The following is a 1,149-nucleotide window of genomic DNA, read 5'->3' on the forward strand; positions in this document are numbered from 1 at the left end:
TGTTAATGCAGAGCGGGCTGAAGATACGATGAAAAATGTGAATAGACTTTCCTATGTGCGCAAAGTCGAACGTTCTTACCGGAATGAGATTAAAACAGAGTATGCTAGCAAAACGATGGACAAAACGAGTTTTTACGGGATATAACAAAAGGGTTTGGGAATGAACAGTGAACTTGTTGCTACTGAACATTTCGAAACGATTAACCAGAGGGGTCCTTCGGGGCCGCTCTTTTATTGAATTAGGCATAAACTGGATTTTGTGAAAAAATCTGAACTTACGCCTTGAGGTTGCGGGACTTATGTTGTAATATATTGGGTAAATAAATAGATAGAAAGTCCTATCTGGTGGAGAGTGATTCCCATGCGTGATAAGGTGATGCAACGTTGGAGCACGTACGAGCCTTTTTTCGTGGCTCTTGGAGACAAAAAAGTGGCCGACATCGTCATTACCCATCATGCCAAGATGCGGTATGCAGACCGTATTGAGCCGGCACGTAATGATGATGACCATATTGCGGCATGGTTATGGGAGTGTCTGAAGCAGGACCGTATTACACCATACTACCGTAATGAGCAGGATGTCTACCTGATCGACGAGGATCTGGTCGTGGTTGCTGAATTTTCCGAACTTGAAGGGGAATATGATATTGCCGGCAATCCGCTTCATAAGATGATTGTAGTTACATTTCTGGGGAAAATGTCCGAGACGATTGAACTGCGGGATTTAAAATCGTATTATTCCTGGCTGAGACATTCAAGACGAATGACTCTTGTCAAGAACAGTCGCAAGCATAAGTGAGTTTGGAATAATCCATATTTTCGAGTTGATAGATTCAGGTTACATCGCATGCAGACAAGCTGCATGCTTTTTTTGTTGGAATTCAGGAAATCGGCTACAATGGGGAAAGCGTACAGAAGAGGGGCGAAGATATGAATTTTCATCAATTGCATATTTTTTATACCGTAGCAGAGAAGGGGAGTTTTTCAGCGGCTGCGCAAGCACTACATATGACACAACCTGCGGTGACGATGCAGATCCAATCGCTTGAGGATTATTTTGGGACCAAGCTGCTGCACCGTTCTACCAAGAAAATAGAATTATCCGAGGCGGGGCGGACATTATTGCCTCATGCCAAACGCAGTGTAGAG

General features: G+C 43.7%; 3 protein-coding genes. All 3 read left to right on the forward strand.

Annotation, left to right across the window (positions count from 1 at the left end; genetic code table 11):
* Positions 1-145 (forward strand): DUF2129 domain-containing protein (locus AMS66_RS32115; RefSeq protein WP_144424660.1); only part of this gene is annotated, 145 nt, incomplete at its 5' end.
* A 216-nt stretch (positions 146-361) separates the two neighbouring features.
* Complete coding sequence (locus AMS66_RS30210; RefSeq protein ID WP_053784297.1) at positions 362-799, forward strand: hypothetical protein; 438 nt, start codon at positions 362-364, stop codon at positions 797-799.
* A gap of 131 nt (positions 800-930) precedes the next feature.
* The coding region (locus AMS66_RS34255; RefSeq protein ID WP_236703691.1) for a LysR family transcriptional regulator at positions 931-1,149 on the forward strand (219 nt) is incomplete at its 3' end.

Source organism: Paenibacillus xylanivorans (assembly GCF_001280595.1).
Taxonomy (GTDB): domain Bacteria; phylum Bacillota; class Bacilli; order Paenibacillales; family Paenibacillaceae; genus Paenibacillus; species Paenibacillus xylanivorans.

Coding starts and splice junctions, on each gene's coding strand:
- AMS66_RS30210 (WP_053784297.1), top strand. CDS start 362: ATGCGTGATAAGGTGATGCAACGTTGGAGCACGTACGAGCCTTTTTTC.